Origin of the sequence: Enterococcus sp. DIV1314a (assembly GCF_051713805.1) — a bacterium.
Classification (GTDB): domain Bacteria; phylum Bacillota; class Bacilli; order Lactobacillales; family Enterococcaceae; genus Enterococcus_I; species Enterococcus_I aquimarinus.
Genome location: NZ_JBIOQP010000001.1, coordinates 1,058,812 through 1,081,762 on the forward strand (window position 1 = coordinate 1,058,812; position 22,951 = coordinate 1,081,762).

Consider the following 22,951-nt stretch of genomic DNA (forward strand, 5'->3'; position numbering starts at 1 on the left):
TTAATATCCTGAAGTCAAGTCGACCTCGTTACGGGCTAGCGTTCCTGTTTGAAGGTAGCTCGTGAGATTGGCTTCGTAAATCGTCATGATTTTTTGTTGGAAGTGCCGCACTAGTCCTGCAATATGCGGCGTAATCATCACATTTTCCATCGTCCATAACGGACTGGTTTCTTCAAGTGGTTCGGTCTCGAACACATCGAGACCGACAAAAGAAAGTTGTTTTTCTTCGAGTGCTCGAATGATTGCCGCGGTGTCGACACTTGCGCCACGCCCAACGTTAATAAACTGCGCACCAGGTTTGACCTGTGAAAAAAAGGCGTCGTTATAAAAATGATGCGTTTCATTGGTTAACGGCAAGATATTCACGACAATATCAAATTTATTGAGATGAGTGCATAAGTCGCTTTGACGATAAACGGTAGCGAAATGCTCGAGTTGTCGTCCACTACGATTGACCCCGGAAACCTCCACGCCCAGTGCAGTTGCGATACTTGCAAGTTGCTGCCCAATCTTTCCGGCACCGATAATGACCATTTTTTTCCCGTTTAATTCATCATAGGTAATTTCTGTATGCGGTAACCACTGTTTGGCTGTTTGCGCACGAATCGCTGTTTGAATCCCTCGATAACGTGCTAAAAGCATCCCGATAACCGATTCGGCAATCGGAATTGCGTGAATCCCACTCATATTACTCAGTAAAATCCCTTTTTCTCTTAACGTTACAAGGTCGAGATAATCAACGCCAGCACTATTGGCTTGGATCCATCGCAAGTGACTCTTTTCTAAAGCTAAAATGTCTTTGCCAATTTCCGGATCCCACCCTAGCATCATTTCCACAAACGGCAACTCTGACGTGGTTGGTGGATTTTCTTGTGTGCGAAATTCATAGTTCGGCGCTAGTTGGTGTAATGTTTCTTGATGACGGGCGTCTAGTTCTTGAACAAGATAAATGATTTTCGATTCCATAATAGAAGCTCCTTTACGATGTGATACTTTCAGTGTAACAAAGATTCGTAAAAGTAGAAACGAATGGAGTGTGGTAAAATACGAAATAGGCGTCATTTAGAAATTGACAACCAATCAAATCATCTTTGAAATGCGAACAGTAGCGATTGTTACGATCAATCGTTACCTCGTCAATCGAAGCGAAAGTATAAAGGAGAGAAAAGAAGCATGTCATTATTGTTGTCACCAGTTAATTTAGCGAAATTGTCTTTAAACAATCGGGTAGTCATGCCACCGATGTGTATGTATGAAGTCCATGAAAAAGATGGCGAAATCACGCCGTTTCACGTTGCGCATTATGGCGCGCGTGCGATTGGGAAAGTCGGACTGATTATCATTGAAGCAACCGCCGTAACACCCGATGGTCGCTTAACCGATCAAGATTTGGGACTATGGAACGACACTCAAGCACAAAAACTACAGGAATTAGTGGATAGTCTTCATTTTTTAGGGAGCAAGGTTGGGATTCAGTTAAATCATGGTGGACGAAAAGCCAAAGATGCGATTTATCCATTAGCCCCGAGTGCCATTACATTTAGTGCAGCGTATCAAACACCACATGAGATGACGCTTGATGAGATTCGGCAAGTGCAACAAGCCTTTATTGAGGCAACTAAACGTGCCGTAACAGCGGGCGTTGATATGATTGAATTACATGGGGCACATGGCTATTTAATCAATCAATTTTTATCTCCTCAAACGAATCAACGGACGGACGAATATGGTGGGAGTTTAGAAAATCGGTATCGTTTTGTGAAAGAAATCATTGCGGAGATTCGTCAGTTTTACCAAGGTTCCCTCTGGATTCGGTTGTCCTTAACGGATTATGCTCCCGATGATGAACAAAATAGTCTCGAAGAATGGCAAGTAATTGGGCGATGGTTGGAAGCAGATGGGATCGATTGTCTCGACATCTCAACCGGTGGTGTCCTTGATCGTACGCCAAATATCCCGGTTTATCCCGGTTATCAAGTACCCTATGCTGTTGCCTTGAAACAAGCCGTGACGGTTCCGGTCGTTGCCGTAGGGCTACTGGATAATCCGGGCTTGTGTGAATCATTATTACAGACTGGACAAGTTGATTTAGTCGCGATTGGGCGAGGCTTAATCCGAAATGCAAATTGGTTAGCCGACGCTGCAACGGACCTACACGATCAGGAGTTTGAAGTCTTTAATGGATCGTATGCGAGAGGGAAAAAATAATGAGTGTTAATGAAACGCGTCATTAGAGGATGATTGTCTCGTTAATCAATTAAATGAGAATACCATGATAAAAATAAGTGCTTTTTTTAAATCTAAGATCTAATCAAGTCTTTAAAATCAATCATTTGCTTTTTTTTGATTGTATTTCATCTCCAAAGATTGTAAAATGATGAGAATTAAATGAAAAGAGCAGGTGGACAATGCGATGGCAAACGATTTAGTTTTACAAACAGATTTTGGTTTAGGGGACGGTGCGGTTAGTGCGATGTATGGCGTGGCGAGAATGGTCAGCGGGGAAATTAAAATTAGTGATTTAACGCATGAAATTCCGCCTTACGATATTTGGGTAGCGTCTTATCGTTTATACCAAACGGTTAAATATTGGCCAGCAGGGACCGTTTTTGTCTCAGTCGTTGATCCTGGTGTGGGAAGTACACGTCGGAGTATCGTCTGCAAAACAACATCCGGCCATTATATTATTACGCCGGACAACGGCACATTAACGCATATACAGCATTATGATGGGATTGAGGAGATTCGTGAAATTGATGAAATCACCAGTCGTTTACCGCATTCGGAAGAAAGCCACACGTTTCATGGACGGGATATTTACGCTTATAATGGCGCCCGTTTAGCAAGTGGTGAAATTACCTTTGAAGAATTAGGCGACGTGACAGCCTTAAATAGTGTCGAATTATTGACGATAGACGAAGCAAAAATTGAAAATAATCGCTTAACCGGTAGTATTGACGTGCTTGACGTTCGTTTTGGTTCACTATGGACGAATATTCCATTAGCATTTTTCAAACAAACGAATATTACACATGGCGATTTATTACAAGTAACGATTTATCATAAAGGGAAAAAAGTGTATCAAAATTTACTTCAATTTGCGAAGTCATTTGCGGATGTGAACATTGGAGAACCGTTGGTGTATGTCAATTCTTTAGTCAATATTGGCATTGCCGTCAACCAAGATTCGTTTTCTGATTTGTATCATATTGGCACGGGGATTGACTGGAAATTAGAATTACGCAAAGCGAAGAAAATTATTTTTGAGGAGGAAACAGAATGAAAAAAGAACTTTCAGTTAAAACAATTGTTGCCATTGGGATTGGGTCGGCAGTTTTTGTCATTTTAGGCCGTTTTGCAGTGATTCCTATTTTTACGAATACCAACCTTGAAACATCGTATCCGTTCTTGGCGTTAATGTCAGTCGTTTACGGACCGGTTGCAGGAGCTTTAATCGGTTTGATTGGTCACACGTTAAAAGACTTTACAACCTATGGGAGTGCGTGGTGGAGTTGGATTGTCTGTTCTGGGATTATAGGCTTGATTTATGGCTTCGCAGGACGTAAAATTAATTTACGACAAGGTGTTTTTGATAAAAAAGACATGATCACGTTTAATGTCTATCAAGTGATTGGCAATGCCATTGTTTGGGGATTAATTGCCCCAACGTTAGACGTATTAATCTATAGTGAACCCGTAAATAAAGTCTATACTCAAGGTCTTATTTCTGCGAGCTTAAATATTGTCGCAGTGGGAATTATTGGCACATTATTAATGAAGGCTTATGCTGCAACACAAATTAAGCAAGGTAGCTTAAAAAAAGATTAGGTAGATGAAAATAGCCGAGTGAACGGACTCGGCTTTTTGTCTGTTCTTGTGAAAGTGAGACTCAAAAATGAAGGAGAAAACGATGAGAAAAGCAATAATTAGTTTTGAAAACTTTACCTTTCAGTATCATAGTCAATCTGAACCCACGCTAAAAAATGTGAATATGACGATTTATGAAGGGGAGAAAATCTTAATCGTTGGACCTTCAGGTAGTGGGAAATCAACTTTTGCCAATTGTATCAATGGCTTAATTCCGAATCAATATGAAGGGACTATCACGGGTGAGGTCGTCATTGACGGTAAAAATTTGGCACAACACTCGCTCTTTGATCTCTCCTTTAGTACGAGTACGGTCCTCCAAGATACCGATAGTCAATTTATAGGCTTAACCGTGGCAGAAGACATCGCCTTTGTGCTCGAAAATGATACGGTTGCTCAAGAAGAAATGAAGCAACAAGTCGCGCGATGGGCAGAAGTGGTGGATGTGAACCAGCATTTGGATAAACGTCCGCAAGATTTATCAGGTGGTCAAAAGCAGCGGGTATCGATGGCGGGAGTCTTGATTAATGAAGCGCCTATTCTATTATTTGATGAGCCGTTAGCCAATCTTGATCCGGCGGCGGGTAAAGAAGCGATTCATTTAATTGATCGCATTCATAATGAAGGCGATACGACGGTTGTGATTATTGAGCACCGCTTAGAAGATGTTTTAGAATGCCCCGTTGATCGGATTATCGTATTTAACGAAGGCGAAATTATTGCCGATCAACATCCTGACGCGTTACTCAAAACGAATCTTTTAACGGAAAGTGGGATTCGCGAACCGTTATATATTACCGCGATGAAAGCGGCTAATGTTGATTTAGCAACAGTTTCTGAAATTGCAAATCTCTATCACGTACAAGGTCCTGGCTTAAAAGACGCCTTGAAAAGCTGGCAAGGTATCACACAAGAGTCAAAGAAAAAACAAAAAAAGACGCCTCTTTTAACGTTAACGGACGTGTCGTATCAATATCGTAAACAAGATCCTTTTGTTCTAGACCACTTAAGTACGACGATTCATCAAGGGGAGAAAATTAGTATTGTCGGTCGCAATGGTGCAGGGAAATCGACGTTATTTAAAGCGATTTGTGGCTTTATTTCGGCACAAGGAAAGATGACGTGGCAAGGGACGGACTTAACGAGCGATTCGATTAAAGAACGCGCAGACAAAATTGGCTACGTCTTACAAAATCCGAATCAGATGATTTCGCAAAAAATGATTTTTGATGAAGTGGCACTCGGGTTGCGACTCAGAGGTGTTGACCCGGCAGATATTCAGACACGAGTCGAAAAAGTGTTACATGTTTGTGGCTTGTATCCATTTCGTCATTGGCCCATTTCAGCCTTAAGTTACGGACAAAAGAAGCGTGTAACGATTGCGTCAATTTTAGTTTTAGAACCAGAGATGTTGATTCTGGATGAACCAACGGCGGGGCAAGATTATCGCCATTATACCGAAATGATGGTGTTTTTAGATGAGCTCAATCGTCTTGGAAAAACAATTGTGATGATTACCCACGATATGCACTTGATGTTAGAATATAGTGAGCGTACCTTAGTCATCAACGACGGAAAAATTTTAGCAGATGGCGCGCCGATTGACATCTTGACGTCACCTCCACTCGTCAAAGAAGCGGCGCTCAAAGAAACAACGTTGTTCACCTTTGCGACACGTCTTGGTTTAACCGATCCAATTGGTTTTACCCAACGCTTCATTGCATTTGAGGAAGGGGGAAGAGTCCGATGAAGGAGCATCAAACATTAGGGTACCATCCAGGAAAGACGAGGATTCACAATCTGAATCCAACTGCCAAATTGATTTTCTTGTTAGTGGTTTCCATCGCATGTATGACGACGTATGATACCCGTTTCTTACTATTCGTGAGTTTATTTTCCGTGGGATTATTTCCCCTAGCCCATATCAAATGGCATCAAGTTTCGTTTGTGATTAAGTTTATTGCGATTTTCTCTTTGTTGAATCTAGTCACGGTCTATCTTTTTGAACCGGAGTATGGGGTGAAACTTTATGGAACGCGGCATCTTATTTTTGAAGGTATTGGGCGTTTTACCTTAACTCAAGAGCAAGTCTTTTATTTAGTGAACTTAGTGTTAAAATATTTTTGCACGATTCCATTAGCGCTCGTATTTCTACTGACGACGAATCCCAGTTCTTTTGCTTCTAGTTTAAACAAAATTGGTGTGAGCTATAAAATTAGTTACGCTGTATCGTTGGCCTTGCGTTATATTCCTGATATTCAAGAAGAATTTTTTACGATTTCACAAGCGCAACAAGCAAGAGGGTTTGAAATGTCGAAAAAAGGCAAGTTCTTACAACGAGTCAAAGGGACCGCACAAATCGTTGTTCCGTTGATTTTTTCTAGTTTAGACCGGATTGAAAGTATTAGTACGGCGATGGAACTTCGTCGCTTTGGTCAAAAAAAGACGCGTACGTGGTATGTTGGACAACCATTTAAGGTAAAAGATAGTGTCTTAGTAGTCGGTGCTTTGATTTTGCTGCTGATCACATTATGGCTCTTCCAAGTGAATGGTGGCAGGTTTTACAATCCATTTATTTAAAAGCACAACGATAAAAGAAACCATTTCGTCATTCGGTTTTCTTTTATCGTTTTTTGTTGAGTTCAATTTATTGACGGATAAATCAAATTGATTTATAGTATAATAGTTATCTCGAAATCGAGGGAATAAGCAAGTGTCTCGTGGGAGATAGTTGTTTATCGTCTCTTACACTAAAAAAAATGCGAGTGTTGTTTCTCATAACGCACTCAATACATATGAAGGAGTATCATTAACATGTCAGAAGCAATCAAATTATTCGAAAATCGTCGTTCAATCTATGCAATTGGAAATGAGTTACCAATCTCAGAGGAAGAAGTGACCGCATTAATTAAAGCGGCAGTCAAAGCAAGCCCTTCTTCTTTTAATTCTCAAACGTCTCGTGTCGTGATTTTAATGGACGACGCACATCAAAAATTATGGAATATCGTTGAAAAAACATTAGAACCACTAACACCGGAAGAAGCTTTCCCGAATACACAAGCGAAATTAGCGAGCTTTGCAGCAGGTAAAGGCACGATCTTATTCTTTGAAGATATGGACGTTGTTCGTTCTTTACAAGAACAATTTGCTCTTTATGCAGAAAACTTCCCAATTTGGTCCGATCAATCAGCAGGAATCGCGCAACATTCTGTATGGGTTGCTTTAGCAGAAGCCAATATTGGTGCGAACTTACAACATTACAATCCAATCATTGATGAAGAAGTTGCTGCAACTTGGAACATCCCTGCTAATTGGAAATTAACAGGTCAAATGCCATTTGGTTCTATCGAATCATCAGCTGCACCAAAAGATTTCATGGACGATGCTGATCGTTTCATGGTAATTAAATAATAATTGTTACAATTTAAGCTATCAGATAAGAAATTATCCGATAGCTTTTTTTACGTTTAAAAAAGAAATAATGCTTGACAAGCAAAACACTTTTCGTTAAAGTATCGTTAAGTTCATATGAAACGTTGATGAGAAGAGTAGCGATGGCATTTGTTAAAAGAGACCTCCGACTGGTGAAAAAGAGGAACAAATAAAATGGTGAAGATGAACTCAGAGTTTTCGATCAGGTTAACGCTTGATTGACGGGTGTGACCGTTATCTCACCAGGTTTTATGGAATAGAACTGTAGAGGTGTTACTTGTAAAAGTAGCATAAATTTGGGTGGTAACACGGAATTCTCCGTCCCTTTGTCGATATTTATATTGGCAAAGGGGCGGTTTTTTTATTTTAAGAAAAAATGGATGATTCAAGGAGGAAGAAAAAATGGCAGAAGTAGAAAGTTTTACACTCGATCACACAAAGGTGAAAGCACCTTATGTTCGATTAATCGCACAGGAGCAAGGGGTTAAAGGCGATGTTATTGCAAATTATGATCTTCGTTTCTTACAACCGAATGAAAAAGAATTACCAACCGGTGTCGTTCATACCTTTGAACACTTACTAGCGGATTTACTCCGTGACCGAATTGAGGGCATTATTGATATTTCTCCTTTTGGTTGCCGGACAGGTTTCCACTTAATTACCTGGGGTGTGCCAAGTTCGAAGGAAGTCGCAGAAGCTTTGACCGAAGTCTTAACGATTATTGCCTATGAGACGAAATTCGAAGATATCCAAGGTGTCAGCATCGAAAGTTGTGGGAATTACCGAGATCATTCTTTATTTGGCGCCAAAGAGTATGCCAAAATTATTTTAGCAGAAGGAATTAGTGAAGATGCGTTTGAGCGTCGTGTGGTGAAATAAATGGTGTTTCCGTCATTGAACAAACAAGTGGTCCTTGTTATCGGAACAAAACAAGGGATTGGGGCAGCAGTCGTGGAGACTTTTTTGAAGGAAGAGGCAATCGTCATTGCTGCGGACATTGGTTATGTCGCACAGGAATTGACGCAACTTTCGCCCAATCACTACCAAATTCATGTCAATATCGCAAAAGAATCACAACTAATTGGTCTGGTTAACCAATTAGAAGAACAACAATTGATTCCAGATGTCTTTGTAGCAGTCGCAGGGATTTCTACGATGGCTTTTTTGACGGAAAGTGCCACGCAAGATTATGACAAAGTCCAAGAAGTCAATGCACGAGGCGTTTATCTTAGTTGTAAATATATTGTGCGACTCATGCAGAAACATCAAAAGTCAGGCCGGGTCATTTTAATTGCGTCTCAAGCGGGGAAAAATGGCTATCGTGGCATGTCGGCTTATGTGGCTTCCAAGCATGCAGTCTTAGGACTGACGAAAACGTTAGCAATTGAAGTAGCGAATCAAGGAATCTTAGTCAATGCGGTTTGTCCAGGAATTATCGAAACGCCGATGAAGCACCGAGAACGCATCGATGGTGGGTTACTACGTGGAATGACCAAGGAGGAAGTCTTGGCCGAAGATCAAAGCCAAGTGCCACTTGGTCGAACAGGAAATCCACAAGACGTCGCCAATGTGGTGTTGTTTTTGGCCAGTCCGTTGGCGAGTTATATGACAGGACAAGCGCTAAATGTCACAGGTGGCATGACGATGCACTAAGAAAAGCGTTTGACGGCATCAAGCGAAAAAAAATGTATTTGTTGGGGAGTTTGAACGAAAAAAGGAGAATGTTAAATGAATAAACGATTGGGAAGTATCTTACTATTAGCAAGTGTCTTAGCATTAAGTGCGTGTGGATCGGATTCACAAGCTGCGACACCTCAAAGTACAGAAAGTACGCAAGCAACGTCCTCAGAGCCAATTGTCGTGGGTTCGGTCGGTTCCGATGCTGAAATTTGGCAATTTATTGCCGACTCCGAAGCCGCGAAAAAAGCGGGCGTCACGATTGAAGTCAAAGAAATTACGGGCGGTCCGATTACCAATACGGCAACGGTTGATGGTGATGTGGATGCGAATGCTTTTCAATCGATTGGTTATTTAGAAAGCTTTAATGCTGAAAGCCCAGAAAAACTCGTGCCGATTGCGGCAACATATGTCGAACCATTAGGGATTTATTCTGAAAAGTTTCAATCGATTGATGACATTACCGAAGGTGCAACCGTAGCGCTAGCCGATAATCCTTCCAATACGACGCGGGGGTTACGTTTACTTGAAACAGCCGGGTTAATTAAACTAAAAGACGATTTTGATGATGGGATTGGCACACCGGATGATGTGATTGAAAATCCTAAAAATCTCCAATTCACGCTGATTGATGATTTGACCGGACCTCGTATTTTACCCGATGTCGATTTAGTCCTCATCAGTAACACCATTGCTTTAGAAGGTGGGTTGAACGTTTTGACGGATTCTATTTTCCACGAAGAAGCAGATACGGCTTTACGGGCAACAGTCAATATCATTGTGGTGAAAGAAGAGCGCGCCGAAGAGGAAGAATTACAAGTATTAGGCGAGTTATACCATGATCCAGAAGTCCAAGCCTTTATTGAGGAAAAGTTTGATGGGACAAAAGTTCAAGTTCAAACACCAATTGAAGAAATTTGGGGGAATTAATGTGAAAATCGCAATTGTTGCGGCCATGGCAGAAGAACTAGCACCTTTTCGCGAAGTGTTTTCCAGTACAATCCTTTGGGAGAAAGGGAAAACGAAGATTGAGGCCGTCAACCCACAACTCTTTTTAGTTCAATCTGGAATCGGAAAAGCCAATGCAGCGGCTACCAGTGCTTGGCTGTGTGAGAAAGTCCAACCAGACTTAATGATTAATACGGGATCGACCGGTTCCTTTCGCAAAGATTTTGCGTTAGGCGATGTTGTTTATACGAATCAATTTATTTATAGTGATGTCGATGCGACCGGATTTGACTACGCTTTTGGGCAAGTTCCACAAATGCCAGCTGGCTATCCAGTTGAAAAAGAACTTCTTGAGACAATTGAAAAAGTATTAAAGGCAGCAAAAATCCCAGCGCATCAAGGAATGATTGTTACTTCGGACTCATTTATGAGTGATGAAGCATCGATTGCTACTATCCGTCAAAGGTTTCCAGAAATTGCAGCTTCGGATATGGAGAGTTGCGCCGTGGCTCAAATTGCCTATTTTTATGAGATTCCCGTACTGAATTTAAGAGGGATTTCAGATCATGTTGGCGACGATGCAGCAGCTACTTTTGATAAGACGATTGATTTAGCAGCTGAACAAGCTTTTAAAGCAGTCAAGGCACTGGTAGATTATTGGCAAAAGGTATAACTAATTAGTCTTTTTTCATTAGAAATAATCGGTTTTTTTAAAATAAAAATGTTGAAGAGAAGAGTAACCCTGAATTTTGTTAACAGAGACCTCAGAATGGTGAGAATGAGGAGAAAATGCAAGGGTGAAGATGAACTCTGAGTTTTTATCAAGTTAACGCTTGATAGACGGGAGCAACCGTTAACTTGCCGAGCTTTTTTTATGAAGCTTTCGAGGTGTTACTTTTGAAAGTAGCATAAACATGGGTGGTAACACGGAATTTCCGTCCCTTTGTCATAGTAGGCAAAGGGGCGGTTTTTTATATTTTTTTAGGAGGGAAAAGGATGGGAGCATTCAAAAGAATTTTAGTATTTGTTGGTGTCATAGGAGGACTGGTTGGTTTAATTGGTTGTGAAAATAATCAATCAAAAACAGAGGAAACACAAGTTGTCCATGTAAAATTAGGTGTTGTGGGAGATAGTAATGAAGTTTGGGAACCGATTGTTGAAAAGCTTCAAGAAGAAAAAATCGAAATTGAGTTAGTAAAATTTTCAGATTACACACAACCAAATATTGCTTTAGAAAATGGAGATATTGATTTAAATGCTTATCAAGGTTACATATTGATGGATGAATTTAATCATACACAAGGTGGTCATTTAACTGCAATTGGCGAAACAGTCTTAAATCCGATTGGACTTTATTCCGATTCATTTTTATCCGTAGCAGAAATCGCTGAAGGATCAGAGGTTGCGATAGCAAATGACCCTGTCAATGCTGCTCGAGGATTATTGTTATTACAATCAGCAGGATTGATTACCTTAGATTATAAAGAAGGAACAAACCCTACAGTCGATAGTATTTCAAAAAATCCTAAAAATATCAAAATTATTGAATTAGAAGCTGCTCAGACAGCACGGTCTCTATCAGATGTTGGAGCAAGTGCGATTAACGTATTTATGGCACTTGATGCTGGACTTATTCCGAAGGATGATGCCATTTTTATTGAACCTGTAAATGAGGATTCTAAGCCATATTATAATATTATTGTGGCAAGAGAAGAAAACAAAAACAATCTGATTTACAAAAAAATTGTTGATGCGTACCGCACCGATGAGTCAAAGCAACTCATTGATAAATTATACAAAGGATCCGTATTACCTTTATGGTAAGGAAAGGTGGTAAATAATGCAATTAACCAAGGAAGAGGTTATTCATTTATATTATGAAATGAGAAAAATTAGACGTTTTGAAGAAACTGTTAAGGAAAAAAGTGGAACGGATATCGTTGGACCAACGCATTTATATATCGGAGAAGAAGCAATTGCTGTTGGTGTTTGTCATCACTTGACTAAACAAGATTATGTGACAAGTACCCATCGTGGACACGGACATACGTTAGCTAAAGGAGCCAGAATCGATCGGTCTTTGGCAGAATTATATGGACGGTCAACAGGTTATTGTAAAGGGAAAGGTGGTTCGATGCATTTAGCTGATTTTAGTGTAGGGATGCTAGGGGCAAATGGGGTTGTTGGCGGTGGCTTTAATATTGCAACAGGAGCAGCCCTAGCGATTCAACAAAGAGGTGGTAAGGAGGTCGCTGTTTGTTTTTTTGGAGATGGATCAAGTAATCGAGGGACTTTCCATGAGGCTGTTAATTTAGCGGCAAGTTGGAAATTACCAGTAGTTTTTGTTTGTGAAAATAACGGTTGGGCATCTACGACTAGATTCAGTGAATCTGGTTCAGTTCCTCAACTTTCAGAACGTGCAAAAGCTTATGGTATAGTTGGAGTAACGATTGATGGGAATGATGTGGAGCTGGTTCAAAAGACAGCCAAAGACTTAATTGAACGAGCTAGAAGAGGTGAAGGACCAAGTATTCTAGAGTGTGTGACTTATCGGATAGAAGGTCATTTTTTAGCAGATCCTCAATTATATCGAACGAAAGAGGAAGTACAGGCTCAATATGAAACAAATGATCCGATTAAACGGTTCAAAGAAAAAATAAGGAAAAATAATTTTGTGACAGAGATTGAATTAGAACAGATTGATGCTAATTTAGAGGTAGAGTTAGAAGCAGCTGTTTTATTTGCTGAGCTAAGTCCATATCCAAAGATAGAAGAAGCCTTAGAAGATATTTTTGTAGGAGAGGTGACATTATATGAGTAAGCGAATCATAACATTTTCCGAAGCGACTAAAGAAGCAATGATCGAAGAAATGCGTGCAGACCCTGATGTTTTTGTTTTCGGTGAAGATATAGCAAAACAAGGTGGAATCTTTGGTCAATTTACAGGACTAAAAGAAGAATTTGGTAATCGGGTAAAGGATACGCCTATTTCTGAAACAGCACTTGTTGGTGCAGGTGTGGGTGCTGCTCTGGCAGGATCCAAGCCAATTATTGACTTACATTTTGCTGATTTTATTGGTATCACAATGGATGAAATCTTAAATCAAATGGCGAAAGCTCGTTATATGTTTGGTGGTCAAGCCCAGTTGCCACTTGTTTTACGGGCGCCTGATGGATCAATGGCACATGGTGCTGCTCAACACTCGCAATCATTGGAGTCGTGGTTTATGGGAATCCCAGGTATTCGAGTGGTTATTCCATCAACGCCCGAAAATGCAAAAGGCTTATTAAAAGCGGCAATCCAAGATCCTAATCCAGTGATATATTTTGAAAATAAGGGTTTATTTCCAGTAAAAGGACACGTTCCAACGGGAGAAATCTATACACCGCTTGATAAAGCAGAAGTCATAAAAAAGGGGTTAGATGTAACAATCGTTTCGTATTCATTAATGTTAACAAAAGCATTAAAAGCTGCAGAATACGTTGAAGAAAAGTATGGTATTCAAGTTGAAGTAATCGATTTGAGAAGTATCGTACCGATTGATACGGAAACCATTTACACCTCTGTTAAGAAGACGGGCCGGTTAGTTATTATTCATGAGGCAATTAAAATTGGAGGGGTAGGAGGTGAAATTGCAGCACGTGTAGCGGAGAATGTGTGGGAGTATTTACAAGCACCGATTTTAAGAGTCGGAGCGAAGTTCTCTCCTGTCCCCTTTAGCCCACCGTTAGAAAATCATATTTTTGCGAATGAAGAAGAAATAATTCAAGCTATTTTAAAAAGCACAGAAAAAATACGCAATAAAAATCTGATAAAGTATAGCTAAATGGCAATAGCAAGTGTATAAAAATAATTAAAAACCTTTGTGGAATAGGAAGTAATTAAAAACGTACAATTATCAGGGTGACAAGCCGTTACTAGCGGGATCTACCTATTCTATTAGCCATTTTTTGAGTAAATTGTTGGCAGGTTCTTCTACTTAAGGGAGACACAACTTGCCGTCCGTAGCATGTTGCGCTAACAAAATGCCTTATGCTGCAACTCGTACGTTTCGTTCTCTTAATAGGGATTCCTTCTGGAGGTCGTACTCTATTATCTTTCGAAGCCTTTGGTGAATGGCAGTTGTCACTTCTGCTAAGCGTGTAAACGGTGTTGGTGCCAAGGTATCCATTCGTTGGCTATTTCTTTTTTTATCGTAATAAACGAATGGATCCACACCGAATACTCTTCATTTATTTTATATTTTAAGACAGTAGTGAATTTCTAAAAGAAGCGGAAATAGAGGGTAATACTCGTTATTTACAGTGTTCTAATAGTTGCCACGGTCGAGTTTATCCAGAAGATAAAATTTTGAGTGGAATGACTTAAAAACAAAAAAATGGAAAGGTCCCTTCAGAGCTGATTCAAAAATGTCCTGAATGTGATGGTTCTATGCAAGTCCACGTTGAAGTGGATCGTAATTTTTTAAAGGGTGAAGAATGGGAAAAAAGCTATCAAGTATATCGAGAATTTATCAATTATACTCATAATAAAAAAATGGTCTTACTGGAATTAGATGCTGATGCAAGAAATCAATTAATTAAAGCCCCGTTTATAACTATAACTAACGTTGAGGAATAAGCTACTTATATTACACTTAATAGTGGAAGAGAAATTTATATACCGGATGAGATTGCTGATAAATCGATTGGTGTCGATGGTGATATTGCGGAGGTATTACAGAAATTGGTACAGATGAGGTTAGCTAATTTATCTTATTAAAAAATAGAGGGGGAATCAAAGGAGTTTCTATCCAATATTCTGGATGATACTATCTACTATCCAATCTACTATCCAATCAAAAAATCATATGAGTATTGGTATACATTCATGGATAAAAATATTGAATTTTGGCTTCCGAAGAGTGAGTGGCATACAAAATCTCATTGTGCGCGTGTCTTATTACTATCACTTCTCATCGGGCATCAAAAAGGTTTAAGTGACGAAGAGAAAGATGTGCTAGGAATGGCAGCTATATTCCATGATTCCTGTCGTCTAGGTGAAGGGATTGATCGGGGACATGGGGGTCGCGCTGCAGTGTATTATAAAGATTATTGCCGTGAACACGATTTACGATATAATGCTGGAACCTATTAAATTATTCATTACCATGACCAAGACGATTCACTTGGTTTGTCAGAGATTAAAAAGTCGTCTGACTTAAACGAACGCACTGTGCTGCTATAACAGATTTTCAAAGATGTTGACGCGCGGGATCGTTTCCGTTTGGGACCCGATGGCTTGAGTGAAAAATTTCTTCGGACTGAAGAAGCCCGTCAACTTGTTGGCTTTGCTAAAGAGCTTTTACATAAAAGTAGTGAAATAAATTGGAATGAATGAAAAAAGATAAAATGAAGTAAGAGACAAATTTTATGCACCAGTATATTGATGATAGCTACGCACTACACACGGACTTATACCAAATCATTATGGTAGAAGCCTACCAGAAAGATAACCTTCATGTTGAAAAGGCAGTATTCGAATGATATTCAGCTACTTTTGATAAGACGATTAATTTAGCAGCTACTCAAGCTTTTAAAGCGGTAAAAGCGCTGATTGATTATTATCAAATCGCCTAATAAAAAGACCACTTCGCATTCGCTGAGTGGTCTTTTCGCTTGTTTCACGTGAAACACTAAATTAGTCTGGTAAATCCGTCAGATATCGTTCATTTCCTTGGAAAACGACGAGTTGCTTCACGTCAAATTTGCGTAATAATTGGCTCATCTCTGGGAAAAGCAAACGATAGTCTTGGGCGACATGGGCATCTGAACCAAGTGTAAATAGTTTTCCACCTAAGCTTTGATAGAGCGGGATTGCATATTCATAAAGAGGGGCATTCTGATAACGTCCAAAACTTTTGGCATTGACCTCGAATGCGAGTTCACGCTGAATCACCAGTTGAAAAATTTGGCGTAAGGTTGTTTCAAAATGTTCTTCAAGTTCTTGCGCCGAAAAATCAAAGCGCCGTAGACCGTATTCAAAATGTGTCAAGATATGACCATCAGGGAATGATTTCAATACTTGCAACATTTGTTCAAAATACATCGTCGCGACTTTAAATTTATCCATCGTTAACACTTGATCATCCATATAATCAAAACGACCATTTTGATGAATACTAACTAATTTTAAATCATAAGAATGCGTTGCTAAATAGTCCATAATCGTACTTTCTTGACCGGGAACAACCCCGATTTCGATGCCTTTTAAGAGGGTAGTCGCTGTTTGAGGTTGTAGCTGATTGATTTTTTCACTCAATTGGTGATAGTTGGGAATATCATCTTTAAAGCCCGTTCCGGCATTCGCTAAATCAAAATGATCTGTCGCCACCAAAAAAGTTGGCTGATGCTCTAAATAATGTTCAAATGTTTCTTCGGAATCAAATGATAAAAAGGTATGCAGATGTTGATCATAATAGTTCATAGAAACCCTCCTTTACATAAGAATAGCATAATCTAAATCGAAGCCAAAGTGATAAAATTAAGATAACGCTTTTAATAAATGTGGAAATAGCCTTTTAAGTTCGTACTGGAAGGATTATACTAGAAGAAAGTCTATGAAAGAGGTGGCAGCATGTATCAAGCAAACAGTAAACGTTATGAAGAAATGTCGTACCGTTCGGTTGGGAAATCCGGCTTAAAGTTACCAAGTGTCTCGTTAGGACTTTGGCATAATTTTGGCGATGTAGATCCTGTATCGAATCAAAAAGACTTGATTTTTAAGGCGTTTGATTCAGGGATTACGCATTTTGATTTAGCCAATAACTATGGTCCACCAGCAGGTTCTGCAGAGCGAAACTTTGGCCGAATTTTGAAAGAAGAGCTCGCGTCTTATCGTGATGAGATGATTATCTCATCAAAAGCTGGTTACTATATGTGGCCAGGACCTTATGGCGAATGGGGATCAAAGAAAAGTATTGTTGCCAGTTGCGACCAGAGTTTAACGCGCCTAGGACTTGATTATGTGGATATCTTTTACCATCATCGACCAGATCCAGATACCCCTTTAGAAGAAACTGCCCATGCGCTTGATTTATTAGTTAGACAAGGAAAAGCTCTATATATTGGCATTTCCAATTATTCAGCCGCGACGACTTTAGCGATGACGCGTCTTCTAAAAGAACAAAAAACCCCTTTTATTATTCATCAACAAAAATTTAATTTATTAGAAAGAACACCGGAAGAGGCTTTATTTATGGTGCTCGAAAAAGAAGGCATTGGTGCGATTACTTTTTCACCATTAGCACAAGGACTATTAACAGATCGTTATTTAAATGGGATTCCAGAAGATTCTCGTGCGGCGAGTATCAATAGCCCCTTCTTATCTGAAGAGAAAGTGGCGGATACCTTAGCTACCGTTCGCGGATTAAATGAGCTAGCACTTGAGAGAGGCCAAACGTTAGCCGAGATGGCACTGGCGTGGAACTTACGTCATGACGTCGTAAGTAGTGTATTGATTGGGGCGTCTAAAGTTTCTCAATTAGAGAAGAATTTGAACGCGTTGAAACAGGTCACTTTTTCACCAGAAGAATTGCAAAAAATTGATCAATTAACCTTAAATTAAGAGAAAGTAGGGAAGATTATTTTTAGCATAAAATTAGTCGAAACGATTGAAGAGACACAGATTGTGGATCAATTAGTAAAAGAAATATGGCCAGAAACGTATCTTTCCATTATTGGGGAAGAACAAGTACGGTACATGTTAGCAACCTTTCAGTCGTTAAAAAATATTCAAGAAGACATCCAAAATGGCGATCACTATTTTATTTTATATGAAAATCAAACACCGATAGGCTATACCGCCTATCGTGAAGAACCCAAAAGTTTATATATCAGCAAATTATACTTAAAACAATCCACTCGTGGAAAAGGGTATGCTTCTCAAGTCTTTCAATGGTTTGAGACATTAGCAGCTGGGAAAACATTAAGACTTAATGTCAACAAAGCCAATACACGGGCGATTGCGGTTTATGAGCATCGTGGGTTTAAACAAGTCGCTGCATGTAAAAATCCGATTGGGCAAGGGTATATAATGGATGATTATGTTTATGAAAAAGATGTTCACTAGTGGTGCGTAAAATATCAAACACCCCCAAGAGAAATCTTCTCTTGAGGGTGTTTGGAGAGAGTAGGATACGATTAGTCAAAAAATTGCATTTCAAACGCTCTTTCGAATACCGCTTGAGGCGCTAAAGAATGGATGCCTTCTTTTTGCGTTAACTCCCCATTGGTATCTACCATATCTGCGATACCACACCATGGCTCAATGCAGACAAAGTCGCCTGTATTCGGATAAGGAGACCATATTCCCAGATAAGGCATTTCTTGATAGCGGAAGACAACCTTTTTCTCACTCTTAGTTGATCTTAGTGTCACTTGTGTTTCATCTAAAGTGTCTAAAATGATCACGCCATCTTTGAACAATTCATGGCGTAAAGGAAAATGTGCTTGTTTGGTTTTGTTTATTTTGGGACGATCAATCAATACTTCAGAAGTCACAGGAAATAATCGTCGATCGAGGGATGGACTAATCTCAATCACATAATCTTCAAATACCGTATTTTCTTCCAATGGTACTTTTAAACCTGGATGTGCACCGATGGAGAAATACATTGATTCTTCTTCATCCAAGTTTGTCACAAAGTAGCCAGTGTAGAGTTTATTTCCTTCTAAGCGATAGTCAATTTCTAAACGAAAATGAAAAGGATAATGATTCCATGTTTCTTCGTCATCCGTTAATGAAAATCGAAGATGGTTTTCTTCTTGTTGAATCACCTGAAAAGATAAATCTCTAGCGAATCCATGTTGTGACATCGGATAATCTTTTCCGTTGAATGCATAACGATCCTCTTTTAATTTTCCAACAATCGGAAAAAGAATTGGTGCGTGCCGCCCCCATACAGCAGGATCTGCTTGCCAAAGAAACTCCGTCTTCTCTTTTTTTGATAAGATACTTGTTAGCTCGGCCCCTTTTTCTGAAATGCATACCTTCAATAAATCGTTCTCAATTGTTTTGTTCATCATACTGCCCCCTCTATTTTCATCAAATTTTAAATACTATCTTGTTTGGGATCGGTCATATAGACATGTGGTTGGTTCTTTTCAGTAATTAAAGCGGTCAACTCGCTGACAGAAAAGAATCGATAAAAATCCTCGCAATCAAGTTTAGAGGAATCAATGACCAAGTATCGTTCAGAAGCGTTTCTAAGTGCAATTTCTTGAGTCGTCCCTTCCTCTAGCGTCGCAGTCATAATCCAATCATCTTTTACTGCATTTGCGCCAATAAATGCTTTGGCAAAACGAATATCAAATAATATTTTATTTGCCATCTCGCCAAAGAAGGCACCTGTTAAAGAGCGATACTCTCCACCCACTAAGTAAATCTGATACGGTTTGTTTTTGGCATGTAGAATATTGAAGACGGGTAAACTATTCGTAATAATTCTAAGATATTGAAAATCAAGAAGTTGTGCTAAAAATTCAATTGTTGTACCAGGACCTAAAAAAAGAGTATCGCCTTCAACAATGTAATGTAGGGCTTTACGAGCGGCTTCTTTTTTTTCTTCGGGATGAATGATTGTCTTTTTTTCGTGAGACAGTTCTTCTCGTTTATAGTAGTTCATACTTTGGGCACCACCGTGAATCCGCTTCAGCTGTCTAGATTTTTCTAATTCTGCTAAATCACGACGAACCGTCATATCAGAAACATTTAAAGTTGTAATCAATTCATTCACGTCAACAACGCCATGTGTATTTACTAATTCAATTATTTTATTTAATCTTTCTTCCTTTAACATAAGATATCTCCTATTCATGAATGTTCTTTATTCTAGGAATCAATGTTCGTGTATTCCATTCTATCTTCTATCCTAGTAGAATAAACAAATAAAATCAACCAAAACAAACAAAAATAAAATTATTTACGATTTTCCTGCTTATTTTTGTGTTTTATTGTTTACATTTGAACGGTTTGTGTTTATAATAAACGTATCAAAACAAATGGAGGTCGAAACAAGATGGAAGTATTTATTGCATCTGATAAAGATGGGTTAGCGTTAAAAGATTATCTCGTGGAAGAATTAAAGGGATATGACTTTAACCTGGTCGATGTGTCTCCAGATAATGGGACGTTTGTAGAGTCTGTAGAAGAACTCGTTTCTCATCTTCAAAATAACGAAAACGCTTTAGCGATTGCGATTGATGCCTATGGGGCTGGAAGTTTTATTGCAGCAACGAAACATAAAAATATTGTGGCAGCGGAAGTTTCGGACGAACGTTCAGCATACATGACAAGAGAACATAATAATTCTCGCATGATTACAATGGGTAGCCAGATTGTTGGGAAAGAATTAGCGAAAAATATCGCTTTATACTTTTTACGTGCGAAGTATGACGGTGGGCGCCATCAAATCCGTGTTGATATGTTAAATAAAATGTGTTAGGAGAATAAAAATGAAAATTGCAATTGGTTGTGATCACATTGTGACTGATGTAAAAATTAAAGTGAGCGATTTTTTGAAATCGAAAGGATATGAAGTGATTGATGTGGGTACGTATGACTTTACTCGCACACATTATCCGATTTTTGGTCGAAAAGTAGGAGCCTTAGTCGCTTCAGGAAAAGCCGATCAAGGGGTGGTTATCTGTGGTACTGGCGTTGGTATTACCAATTCTGCGAATAAGGTAAAAGGCGTACGTGCCGCTTTAGTAAGAGATATGACTTCTGCACTCTATTCTAAACGTGAATTAAATGCGAACGTCATCGGGTTTGGTGGAAAAGTCACGGGAGAGTTTCTGATTTGTGATATTTTAGAAGCGTTTTTAGAAGAAAAATATCAACCGACTGAAGAGAATAAACAGTTGATTGCAGCAATCGATGCTTTAGAAGCGAATCATTCAGATGATAATATGGACACAAATTATTTCGACGAATTTTTAGAAAAATGGGATGCAGGATTTTATCAAGACTAAAGGAAGAGGTTGAATGATGTTAAACTTATCAGAAAATAAACGACAAGCGATGGAACGATTATCAACGAAAGAGGGCTATATTGAAGCGTTAGCCATCGATCAACGAGGTGCCTTAAAGAAAATGATTACGGCACAAGGAGGCGAACCTTCGACAGCTCAAATCGAAGCCTTTAAAAAATTGGTTTCGCAACATCTGACTCCTTATGCTTCCTCTATTTTACTTGATCCAGAATACGGCTTACCAGCTGCAAATATTCGTGATGAATCTGCGGGTCTCTTACTAGCGTATGAAAAAACAGGTTATGACGCCGACAAAGAGGGGCGCTTACCAGATTTACTAAAAGAATGGTCTGTGAAACGTTTAGTTGAAGAAGGCGCAGATGCCATTAAGTTTTTACTTTATTATGACATCGATGAAGATGCGCAGATTAATGAACAAAAGCATATCTTCATTGAACGTTTAGGAAGCGAATGTTTAGGAGAGGATATACCATTCTACTTAGAACTGTTGGCATATGATGCAAAGAATGCAGATGCAAATTCTATCGAGTATGCAAAAGTGAAGCCACGTAAAGTGATTGAAATGATGAAAGAGTTTACAAAACCTCGTTATCATGTGGATGTGCTAAAAGTTGAAGTGCCCGTGAATATGAATTTTGTGGAAGGGTTTGGCGCAGGTGAAATTGTTTATACAAGAGAAGAAGCGTTACGTTACTTTAAAGAACAAAGTGATGCGACAGACTTACCATTTATCTTCTTAAGTGCAGGAGTATCCGCAACTCTTTTCCAAGAGACGTTATCTTTTGCCAAAGAAGCAGGTTCGACCTTCAATGGCGTTCTTTGCGGACGTGCAACGTGGGCAAATGGTATTGTTCCTTTTATTAAAGAAGGTGAAAAAGAAACAATCGATTGGTTATTAACCCAAGGGAAAGAGAATATTGAAAATTTAAATGCTGTAGTTGAAAAAACGGCAACTTCATGGTTTGAAAAAATAGAGAAGGCGTAGGGGATAAAAATGATTGTAACTGTAACAATGAACCCTTCATTAGATATGGCATATTCAGTCGCACAGCTAGTGTTAGATGACGTTAATCGTGTTCCACAAGTTGAAAAAACGGCCGGTGGAAAAGGACTCAATGTCACACGTGTACTCCATCAGATGAATGCGCCAGTATTGGCTACTGGATTAATCGGGGGCAATATTGGGAAGTTTATTACCGATCAACTAGATGACACACAAATTGCCCATGCATTCTATCCAATTGCCAATGAAACGAGAAATTCGATTGCCATTTTACATGATGACGGCAAGCAAACCGAATTACTCGAAGCGGGTCCAGAAATTACCGAACAAGAAGCCGAGGGTTTTTTAGCACAATTTGAGAACATTATCAAAGAAGCGGATGTTTTGACATTATCGGGAAGCTTACCGAAAGGGTTGCCGAATAATTTTTATCAACAACTCATTCAAAAGAGTCACGGTATTCCGACATTGCTCGATACATCTGGTCAAAGTTTAAGTGATGCTCTTTCAGGAACAGTAAAACCATTCTTAATCAAGCCCAATTTAAGTGAGATTCAGTCGCTAATCGGCCGTTCATTAACGGTATCAGACTTGAAAACGGTATTATTAGAAGATCGTTTTACGGGAATCGAATGGATCGTCGTTTCCTTGGGGAGTCAAGGGGCAATTGCCAAACATCAAGAGACGTTTTATCGAGTAACGATTCCTAAAATCGACACGATTAACCCTGTTGGATCTGGCGACGCGACGATTGCAGGACTGGCTTATGGTATTCAGCAGCAACTAGACGATGTATCGCTATTAAAAACAGGTATGACAACAGGGATGTTAAATGCACAAGAACACAAGACCGGATGGATTAACTACGACAATTTCAAAGAGTTGTTTGATCAAGTTACCGTTGAGAAAATTTAAAGAATTGAAAGTGAATAAATGATTAAATTCAATTAGAGGATACGTATTCACTAGTTTTTCTAAAATTTATAGAAA

The 22,951-nt window shown here is 39.2% G+C and carries 25 protein-coding genes and 2 other annotated features; of the genes, 20 read left to right on the forward strand and 5 right to left on the reverse strand.

Annotated elements, in window-relative coordinates; translation table 11 throughout:
• Positions 1-966 (reverse strand): phosphoglycerate dehydrogenase, encoded by a 966-nt coding sequence (locus IGI68_RS05160; protein ID WP_071874691.1) that lies wholly within the window; start codon positions 964-966, stop codon positions 1-3.
• A 207-nt stretch (positions 967-1,173) separates the two neighbouring features.
• Here IGI68_RS05160 and IGI68_RS05165 point away from each other — a divergent pair, with 207 nt between their 5' ends.
• The 13 genes from IGI68_RS05165 (at position 1,174) to IGI68_RS05225 (ending at position 13,751) form a co-directional block, all read left to right on the forward strand.
• On the forward strand, positions 1,174-2,208 hold the full coding sequence (locus IGI68_RS05165) for an NADH:flavin oxidoreductase/NADH oxidase (protein ID WP_438731026.1): 1,035 nt from the start codon (positions 1,174-1,176) through the stop codon (positions 2,206-2,208).
• Positions 2,209-2,413: 205 nt separating this feature from the next.
• Positions 2,414-3,283, forward strand: coding sequence for an SAM hydrolase/SAM-dependent halogenase family protein (locus IGI68_RS05170; protein ID WP_071874690.1), 870 nt, complete (start codon positions 2,414-2,416; stop codon positions 3,281-3,283).
• Positions 3,280-3,828 carry an ECF-type riboflavin transporter substrate-binding protein gene (locus IGI68_RS05175; RefSeq protein ID WP_071874689.1) on the forward strand — a complete coding sequence of 183 codons (549 nt, stop codon included), beginning with the start codon at positions 3,280-3,282 and terminating at the stop codon, positions 3,826-3,828. Before IGI68_RS05170 ends, IGI68_RS05175 begins: the two co-directional genes overlap by 4 nt.
• Before the next feature lie 82 nt (positions 3,829-3,910).
• Complete coding sequence (locus IGI68_RS05180) at positions 3,911-5,617, forward strand: ABC transporter ATP-binding protein (RefSeq protein WP_438731030.1); 1,707 nt, start codon at positions 3,911-3,913, stop codon at positions 5,615-5,617.
• Positions 5,614-6,447 carry an energy-coupling factor transporter transmembrane component T family protein gene (locus tag IGI68_RS05185; protein ID WP_438731034.1) on the forward strand — a complete coding sequence of 278 codons (834 nt, stop codon included), beginning with the start codon at positions 5,614-5,616 and terminating at the stop codon, positions 6,445-6,447. Before IGI68_RS05180 ends, IGI68_RS05185 begins: the two co-directional genes overlap by 4 nt.
• Before the next feature lie 234 nt (positions 6,448-6,681).
• Positions 6,682-7,278 (forward strand): nitroreductase family protein, encoded by a 597-nt coding sequence (locus tag IGI68_RS05190; RefSeq protein ID WP_438731037.1) that lies wholly within the window; start codon positions 6,682-6,684, stop codon positions 7,276-7,278.
• A 116-nt stretch (positions 7,279-7,394) separates the two neighbouring features.
• Positions 7,395-7,628: a binding site (T-box leader), on the forward strand.
• A gap of 73 nt (positions 7,629-7,701) precedes the next feature.
• Positions 7,702-8,178: an S-ribosylhomocysteine lyase gene (locus tag IGI68_RS05195; protein WP_071874685.1), complete on the forward strand. Its 477-nt coding sequence runs from the start codon at positions 7,702-7,704 to the stop codon at positions 8,176-8,178.
• Positions 8,179-8,952 carry an SDR family NAD(P)-dependent oxidoreductase gene (locus IGI68_RS05200; RefSeq protein WP_071874684.1) on the forward strand — a complete coding sequence of 258 codons (774 nt, stop codon included), beginning with the start codon at positions 8,179-8,181 and terminating at the stop codon, positions 8,950-8,952.
• Positions 8,953-9,027: 75 nt separating this feature from the next.
• Positions 9,028-9,906 carry a MetQ/NlpA family ABC transporter substrate-binding protein gene (locus IGI68_RS05205; RefSeq protein WP_438731042.1) on the forward strand — a complete coding sequence of 293 codons (879 nt, stop codon included), beginning with the start codon at positions 9,028-9,030 and terminating at the stop codon, positions 9,904-9,906.
• Position 9,907: 1 nt separating this feature from the next.
• Complete coding sequence (locus IGI68_RS05210) at positions 9,908-10,597, forward strand: 5'-methylthioadenosine/adenosylhomocysteine nucleosidase (protein WP_438731045.1); 690 nt, start codon at positions 9,908-9,910, stop codon at positions 10,595-10,597.
• A 42-nt stretch (positions 10,598-10,639) separates the two neighbouring features.
• Positions 10,640-10,870 (forward strand) — a binding site (T-box leader).
• 50 nt (positions 10,871-10,920) lie between these two features.
• Positions 10,921-11,748 (forward strand): MetQ/NlpA family ABC transporter substrate-binding protein, encoded by an 828-nt coding sequence (locus IGI68_RS05215; RefSeq protein WP_438731048.1) that lies wholly within the window; start codon positions 10,921-10,923, stop codon positions 11,746-11,748.
• A 16-nt stretch (positions 11,749-11,764) separates the two neighbouring features.
• Complete coding sequence (locus IGI68_RS05220; RefSeq protein WP_438731051.1) at positions 11,765-12,745, forward strand: thiamine pyrophosphate-dependent dehydrogenase E1 component subunit alpha; 981 nt, start codon at positions 11,765-11,767, stop codon at positions 12,743-12,745.
• The gene (locus IGI68_RS05225; RefSeq protein WP_438731054.1) at positions 12,738-13,751 is read left to right on the forward strand and encodes an alpha-ketoacid dehydrogenase subunit beta; all 1,014 of its coding nucleotides are present in this window, start codon (positions 12,738-12,740) and stop codon (positions 13,749-13,751) included. Before IGI68_RS05220 ends, IGI68_RS05225 begins: the two co-directional genes overlap by 8 nt.
• Positions 13,752-13,955: 204 nt before the next feature.
• Here the strand turns inward: IGI68_RS05225 and IGI68_RS05230 are convergent, their stop codons facing one another.
• Positions 13,956-14,141: a hypothetical protein gene (locus IGI68_RS05230; RefSeq protein WP_438731057.1), complete on the reverse strand. Its 186-nt coding sequence runs from the start codon at positions 14,139-14,141 to the stop codon at positions 13,956-13,958.
• 653 nt (positions 14,142-14,794) lie between these two features.
• On the opposite strand from IGI68_RS05230, the gene IGI68_RS05235 reads away from it, so the two are divergent.
• Complete coding sequence (locus IGI68_RS05235; RefSeq protein WP_438731060.1) at positions 14,795-15,061, forward strand: hypothetical protein; 267 nt, start codon at positions 14,795-14,797, stop codon at positions 15,059-15,061.
• 543 nt (positions 15,062-15,604) lie between these two features.
• Here the strand turns inward: IGI68_RS05235 and IGI68_RS05240 are convergent.
• The gene (locus IGI68_RS05240; protein WP_438731063.1) at positions 15,605-16,390 is read right to left on the reverse strand and encodes a PHP domain-containing protein; all 786 of its coding nucleotides are present in this window, start codon (positions 16,388-16,390) and stop codon (positions 15,605-15,607) included.
• Positions 16,391-16,540: 150 nt separating this feature from the next.
• On the opposite strand from IGI68_RS05240, the gene IGI68_RS05245 reads away from it, so the two are divergent.
• Together IGI68_RS05245 and IGI68_RS05250 are read left to right on the forward strand one after the other, a co-directional pair.
• Positions 16,541-17,530, forward strand: a complete 990-nt coding sequence (locus IGI68_RS05245) for an aldo/keto reductase (RefSeq protein ID WP_438731066.1) — start codon at positions 16,541-16,543, stop codon at positions 17,528-17,530.
• A 15-nt stretch (positions 17,531-17,545) separates the two neighbouring features.
• A complete protein-coding gene (locus IGI68_RS05250) occupies positions 17,546-18,034 on the forward strand; it encodes a GNAT family N-acetyltransferase (protein WP_438733215.1) in 489 nt (162 codons plus the stop codon).
• 71 nt (positions 18,035-18,105) lie between these two features.
• Here the strand turns inward: IGI68_RS05250 and IGI68_RS05255 are convergent, their stop codons facing one another.
• The gene (locus IGI68_RS05255; RefSeq protein WP_438731069.1) at positions 18,106-18,990 is read right to left on the reverse strand and encodes an aldose 1-epimerase family protein; all 885 of its coding nucleotides are present in this window, start codon (positions 18,988-18,990) and stop codon (positions 18,106-18,108) included.
• Between the two features lie 26 nt (positions 18,991-19,016).
• Positions 19,017-19,763, reverse strand: coding sequence for a DeoR/GlpR family DNA-binding transcription regulator (locus IGI68_RS05260; RefSeq protein ID WP_438731072.1), 747 nt, complete (start codon positions 19,761-19,763; stop codon positions 19,017-19,019).
• A gap of 219 nt (positions 19,764-19,982) precedes the next feature.
• Between IGI68_RS05260 and lacA the strand changes: the two genes are divergently transcribed.
• Genes lacA through lacC form a run of 4 tightly spaced genes read left to right on the forward strand, consistent with a single transcriptional unit; the run spans position 19,983 to position 22,876 of the window.
• Entirely contained in the window at positions 19,983-20,408 is a 426-nt protein-coding gene (lacA, locus tag IGI68_RS05265) for a galactose-6-phosphate isomerase subunit LacA (protein WP_438731075.1), read from the forward strand.
• Between the two features lie 10 nt (positions 20,409-20,418).
• Positions 20,419-20,937, forward strand: a complete 519-nt coding sequence (lacB, locus tag IGI68_RS05270; protein WP_438731078.1) for a galactose-6-phosphate isomerase subunit LacB — start codon at positions 20,419-20,421, stop codon at positions 20,935-20,937.
• A 16-nt stretch (positions 20,938-20,953) separates the two neighbouring features.
• A complete protein-coding gene (gene lacD, locus IGI68_RS05275) occupies positions 20,954-21,943 on the forward strand; it encodes a tagatose-bisphosphate aldolase (RefSeq protein WP_438731081.1) in 990 nt (329 codons plus the stop codon).
• A gap of 9 nt (positions 21,944-21,952) precedes the next feature.
• Positions 21,953-22,876 (forward strand): tagatose-6-phosphate kinase, encoded by a 924-nt coding sequence (gene lacC, locus IGI68_RS05280; RefSeq protein ID WP_438731084.1) that lies wholly within the window; start codon positions 21,953-21,955, stop codon positions 22,874-22,876.
• The last annotated feature ends 75 nt before the right edge of the window (positions 22,877-22,951 follow it).